Below are 6,376 nucleotides of genomic sequence, written 5' to 3' on the forward strand. Positions count from 1 at the left end.
AAGCGGGAAGGTGATGTCATGCCGTATCAACTCAAAATATGGATTGTCCAACAAATGACTAATATTTTGTTTGGTGCCAGTATATAGGTTGTCAACGCAAAGAACATCGCATCCATCGTTAAGTAACCGTTCACAAAGATGGGAACCGAGAAACCCGGCCCCACCAGTAACCATTACTCGTTTTTTTAAATGCATCTTTTAGAATTCTCCATAGGTTGAAACGTTAACCAACGGAACTGAAATAGGCGACGGCATTCTCAAAGATCCGGATCCCGGCCCCCATCCCGCCCTTGTCTTTAATCCCGATCCTTTTTTGCTTTTCCACCTGCCGCGTCCAATCCGGGTGGTTGGTGACATGGTTGTATGCCTCCGGGTGCGGCATCAGGCCAAAGACTCGACCGCTGGCGTCGCAGATGCCGGCAATGTCAGCCAGGGAGCCGTTGGGGTTGTGAGGAAAGGCACCGTTGGCCGACTGGCCGTCCGGCATGGCATACTGCAGGACGACCTGGTGGTTATCCGACAGGGTTCTCAGTGTTTCGCTTTCCGCATAGAACTTTCCCTCACCATGCCTGACCGGCAGCTCGAGGGTCTGCATGTCTCTGGTGAACACGCATGCCGAGTCGGGATTGATCTTCAGGCGGACCCATTGATCACGAAAATTGCCGCAGTCGTTGTAGGTCAGGGCCACGGATCGCCGGGTGTAATCACCATCGATCCCCGGCAGCAATCCCAGGTTGACCAGGGTCTGGAATCCGTTGCAGATGCCGATGACCAGCTTGTGGGCGGCCACGAAATCGAGCAGGCGGTCGCCGATGTTCGTCTTCAGGCGCAGGGCCTGAATCACCCCGGCACCATGATCGTCTCCCCAGCTGAAGCCGCCGCCAAATGCCAGGATCTGGAAATCATCCAGGCGAACGTCGCCGGCGATAAGGGCGTTGATGTGCGCCCGCTTGGCCACAGCCCCGGCGAGCTCAAAGGCATAAGCCGTTTCATGATCACAGTTGAGGCCGAAACCCGTCAGCACCAATACGTTCGGTTTTGTGCTCATATTAAATCCCTAAAAGGCCCTTTCCAGGCCGACTTCATATCATCGACAGACAAGGCTACCAGGCATTTACCATCCAATCCGTTGATTTTCAATTGCGGCGTCTCGGTCACTTGTCCCACACAGGCTGCCGGCTGCCCGGCAAACAGCGCTTCAAAAGCGGCTTGGTTGTCCGGGGCAACGGTGACGATAAACCGCCCAGCACTTTCCGAAAACAACAACGTGTCTTCCCGGTCGACCCCTTTTGACGGCACCTGGGTCAGGTCCACGGTCAGGCCCAGTTCGCCCCCCATGGCGACCAGGACCAGGTGAACCGCCAGCCCGCCTCTATAGATGCCATGGCAGGAAGCCAAGAGCCCCTTTTCAATCGCTTCGGCCATGCTGCGATAGCGCGCGGCAAAGCCATCGGGATCGACGATGGGGACATTTAAGCCCACATGGCCCATGTGCTCATAGTACTCCGAGCCACCCAACTCGTTTTTGGTGATCCCGACCACCCAAACCCGATCACCGGGGACTTTGCTATCCATGGTTAGGCATTGGCCCACGTCCTGGATCACACCGGTAACCGAAAATTGGAGCGTCTCCAACGCCGAAACCTTATGGGTTTCACCATAGCGGCCCGGCAAATGCCCATCCACGTACATGGAGTCCTTACCGGACAGCAGGGGAATGCCATAGGCCAAACACATCGTTTTGAGTGCCTGACACGAACGCACCAGTTGGGCGGCTTTATGTTTGCCGTCGGGATTCTTCAGCGCATCGTATTGGATGGTGGGCCAACAGAAATTGTCCACACCCCCCAGATGGTCCGGATCCCCGCCCACGGCGATGGCCCGGCGCACAGCCTCGTCAATCGTGCAAGCCGTCATGTAATAGGCATCGATGGCCGAATACATGGGGATCAGCGCCTGTGAGAAAACCAGGCCGCGTTGTGAGGAGAGCACCGGGCGAATAACGGTCGCATCAGTGGGCACATCCCGCCCGGCACCGATCAGGGGTTTGATCACGCTGGTGCCCTGCACCTCATGGTCGTACTGGCGACAGACCCACTCCTTGGAACAGATGTTGGGCCGCCCCAATATATCCAGAATCAGGGACTCGCAATCTTCCGGAACGCCCAGCACAGGCTCGGTAAGGCCGCGCAGGGCCGGCGGTCGCCAGTCGGCCTCGAACTCCCACTGTGGAAAGGCCGATGTGAGCAGATCCAGATCGATATAGGCACAGGTGGCCCCGTTGTAGGTGATATGGAGTTTGCCGGTATCGGTGTAGGTGCCGATCACACTGCTTTCGACGGCATGCTGCCGACTCAGTGCCATGAAGCGGTCCAGATCAACGGGATCGATGGCCACGGTCATGCGCTCCTGGGATTCGGAGATCCAGATCTCCCACTGGTCCAGACCGTCATATTTCAACGGCACCTTTTCCAGTTGGATGTCGCATCCATTGGAAAAAAGCGCACTCTCGCCGATGGAAGAGGAGAGCCCGCCGCCGCCGTTGTCGGTGATAAAGCGGATCAGTCCTTCATCACGGGCATCCAGGAGGAAATCGTGCATCTTCTTTTGGGTATACGGGTCGCCGATCTGGACGTGGCCGGCCGGCGTGTGTTCGGAAAAAGAAGCCGACGAGGCCGTCACGCCGTGAATGCCGTCCTTGCCCACCCGACCGCCTAACATAATGGCCAGGTCGCCGGGCAGGATGGTCTTTTGATCCGAAGGCTCGCCGTTTATCTCCGCCGGCATGATCCCTAAGGCCGTAACGAACACCAGGCATTTTCCCAGGTATCCCGGGTGAAACATCACCTGGCCAAAGGGCGTCGGAATGCCGCTCTTGTTGCCGCCGTCGCGCACGCCCTCTATGACACCGTCCAGCAACCGCCTGGGGTGCAGCCGCGGTTTGAGATCCCCGTCGTAATCGCGCGGCCCGACGCAATACCCGTAGCTGCCCATGATCAGTTTGGATCCTTTACCGGTGCCCATGGGATCGCGGTAAATACCGACGATACCGGTAATGGCCCCGCCGTAGGCTTCCATGTTGGAAGGCGAATTGTGGGTTTCGCCGGTAATCACGTAGTGATGGTCCGTGTCAAAGCGCCCCACCCCGGCATTGTCCCACAGCACGGAGACGACCCACGACTTTTGCGCCTTTAAGGCCAGCGTGGGGCCTTCGATAAACGTCTTGAACAGGCTGTCGATGGTCTCTGTTTTTCCGGTCTCCAGATCCCGGTAGTGGAACCGGCCGCCGAAGGTATTGTGGTTGCAGTGATCACTGCGGGCCTGGGAGATGTATTCCAGCTCCAGATCCGTGGGGTCTGACAGGGATACCTGACGGCGTTGGCGCTGCACATCCGGTTTCAGAAAATAGGACCGGATGGTGGGGATGTCCCTGGGGTTTAGGGACAGGCTGCGCTGGTCGCTGAGCCGGGTCAGCGTCTCGTCACTGTCGATGGACAGCGTGGCCACCTCGGGCTGGTGGTCGAGCATCACCTTGGGGATGACGAACCCGATGCCGATGGCGGGGTCCCACTGGCTGGGGTCAAACACCACCCACTGCTGAATGATGTCGTTGGCCAGCAACTCGCCGGCAATTTTTTCGGCATCCTGGCGGCTGACGCCGTTGCCCTTCAGACAATACCGTTTTGACGTATAGACCGCCTGGCCGGGTTTCAGCTGCAGACGCAACAGGTCTTCCACTGCTTCAACGGCGGTGGCACCGGGATTGTCCCGAACACCGGGACGGAATCCGACCCAGATGATCCAGTCGAAATCCACATCCAGCGGCTGCAGGGACGACACCTGAGTCACCGGGTTGGTGAATATCTCCGAGCGGGCCCGCTCGATCTGATCGGTGCTCAGATCCGCATCGATGGTCACAATATGGATGGTGCGCACCTGGTGCAGATCGATGTTAAAATAATTCTTGGCTTTGAGGCGAAGGGATTGCCCTTCTGCGTCGAGAAGCCGCTCCTTTAAGGTGATTTCGATTCGTTGCGGCATGGTTATAATTCCTCAACTCGAAAAGATGCGCATGATATCATTGTAGAACACAAAAATCATCAGCAGAATCAGGATAAAAATACCGGCCTGCTGGGCGATCTCACGCATGCGGATATTAATGGGACGCCGAATGGCCGCCTCGATGAAAAAAAACATCAGGTGGCCGCCATCGAGAACCGGAATGGGCAGAAAATTGAGCACGGCCAGGTTGATGCTCAGTACGGCAATGAAAAAAATCAGGTTGGTAAACCCCGCTTTGGCCTGCTGCCCGGCCATTTCAGCGATCATGATCGGACCGCCCAACGTCTTGGTGGATACCGTCCCCTTGATCAGCTTGCCGATGCTCAAAAGGGTCAACCGGGAGATCTGATAGGTCTGATCGACACTCTCCAGAACCGCATCAATGGGCCCCCGTTTGATGGTGATGCGATCGGCCTCGGGGATATCGATGCCCGGCGTGGAGATGCCGATGCGGTAACTGTCCACCTTTTCCCCAAGCACGTTTTCCTCACTGAACAGAACCGGCACGATATCGACCGTGAGGGTTTCCTCGCCGCGCGCAATCCGCAACGTCATCGGCTCGCCATTGCTCTGGGAGATAATCGCTTTCATCGTGTTCCAGCTGTCTACCGGCTGGTCGTCGATGGCGACGATCAGATCCCCTGCCTGCATGCCGGCTTTTTTGGCCGGGTAGCCGTCGGCGACTTCTCCGACCACGGCCTTTAAGGGCGCAAATCCGGAAAAACCGATATCGTAGTAGGGGGCATCGTCCCCTAAAATATCCTTGGCCACCTTGGTCTGAGGGATGACCGAGACATCGAAAAAGGAATCCTCACGTTTGGCGCTGATGCGCACGGCGCGGCCCTGGCCATCGGCGATCAGCCGATTGATGTCGCTCCAGGAGGCCACCGTCGAACCGTCGATGGCCGCCACCACATCGCCGGTCTGCAGCCCTGCCTGGGCCGCCGGGCTCTCCTTGACCACATGGTTGACGACCGGGCGGATATCCTCGGTGCCGATAAAGGTGAAAAAGCCAGTATAGATGATGACTGCCAACAACAGATTGAAAAACGGGCCGGCCGCCACAATCATGATTCTCTTGAACACGTGCTTGTGGGTGAACGAATAGGGTATCATCTCCGGTGCAAGCTCGGCATCGGGTTCATCGCCCACCATCTTGACGTAGCCCCCCAGCGGAATGGCGGAAATTCGGTAATCGGTTATCCCCACGGTCCGGCCGAAAAGGCGCGGTCCGAAGCCCAACGAGAATTTCTCCACACCCACGCCAAACAGCCTGGCAACGAGAAAATGGCCCAGCTCGTGGAAGGAAATGAGAATGCCGAGAACGATGACAAAGGCAAAAATATTAGTGGTCATAGGCGATACGTTAACGCTCCTGCCGGCGGATCAGCTCAAGGGCCGTCTCTCTGGCCCATCGGTCCGCCTCGATAAGCTGGTCAAGGTCCGGGCCAGTTTTTGCGGAATGAAGGTTGAGGGTCTGGTCGATGATCGGGTAAATTCCCAAAAAAGGCAGCCGGTTGTCCAGAAACGCGGCCACGGTCACTTCATTGGCGGCATTGAGCACGGCAGGCAGGGTCCCCCCCTGTTCTCCGGCACGATACGCCAGGTTCAGGCAAGGAAACCGCTCAAGGTCCGGCGCTTCGAAAGTCAGCTGACCGATATGGGCAAAATCAGGTGATGGTACATCCAGCGGCAACCGCCGGGGATGAGAAAGGCCGTATGCAATGGCCCCTTTCATGTCCGGCACACCCATCTGGGCCATCACCGCACCATCATGGTAGGAAACCATCGAATGAACGATGCTCTGAGGATGGACCACGACCTTGATCCGGGCAAAGTCCACATCAAAAAGCCATCGGGCTTCGATCACTTCCAGGCCCTTGTTCATCAAGGTCGCCGAGTCGATGGTAATTTTATTGCCCATGGACCAGTTGGGGTGTCGCAGGGCATCCTGAGGGGTGATGGAAGTGAATTCCACAGCCGGTCGTTTCAAAAACGGGCCGCCGGATGCGGTCAGCAGGATCTCACGGATCCCATTGGGTCCATGACCGGCCATGCTCTGGAAGATAGCGCTGTGCTCACTGTCCACGGGCATCAGTTTGACGCCACGGCTGGCGATTTTCTCCATCACGATGGCGCCGGCCATGACTAGGGTTTCCTTGTTGGCCAAGGCAATATCCTTGCCGGCGTCGATGGCGGCAAGGGTCGGCACCAAACCGGCCGACCCCACCATGGCACCCAGTACCATGTCGGTTTCCGGGCAGGTGGCAGCTTCGACATACCCCGCTTCTCCGAAAACAATCTCTACGTCCAT

5 protein-coding genes are annotated in these 6,376 nt (G+C 57.4%); all 5 read right to left on the reverse strand.

Going from position 1 to position 6,376, the window contains the following annotated elements; translation table 11 throughout:
• On the reverse strand, positions 1–195 hold a 195-nt coding region (locus QNK41_RS06575; RefSeq protein ID WP_319254990.1), incomplete at its 3' end, for an NAD-dependent epimerase/dehydratase family protein.
• Between the two features lie 28 nt (positions 196–223).
• Positions 224–1,048 carry a phosphoribosylformylglycinamidine synthase subunit PurQ gene (locus tag QNK41_RS06580; RefSeq protein ID WP_319254993.1) on the reverse strand — a complete coding sequence of 275 codons (825 nt, stop codon included), beginning with the start codon at positions 1,046–1,048 and terminating at the stop codon, positions 224–226.
• Positions 1,045–4,041 (reverse strand): AIR synthase-related protein, encoded by a 2,997-nt coding sequence (locus QNK41_RS06585; protein WP_319254994.1) that lies wholly within the window; start codon positions 4,039–4,041, stop codon positions 1,045–1,047. Before QNK41_RS06585 ends, QNK41_RS06580 begins: the two co-directional genes overlap by 4 nt.
• Positions 4,042–4,053: 12 nt before the next feature.
• A complete protein-coding gene (rseP, locus tag QNK41_RS06590; RefSeq protein WP_319254995.1) occupies positions 4,054–5,418 on the reverse strand; it encodes an RIP metalloprotease RseP in 1,365 nt (454 codons plus the stop codon).
• Between the two features lie 10 nt (positions 5,419–5,428).
• The coding region (dxr, locus tag QNK41_RS06595; protein ID WP_319254997.1) for a 1-deoxy-D-xylulose-5-phosphate reductoisomerase at positions 5,429–6,376 on the reverse strand (948 nt) is incomplete at its 5' end.

The organism is Desulfosarcina sp. (assembly GCF_033791525.1).
Taxonomy (GTDB): Bacteria; Desulfobacterota; Desulfobacteria; order Desulfobacterales; family Desulfosarcinaceae; genus Desulfosarcina.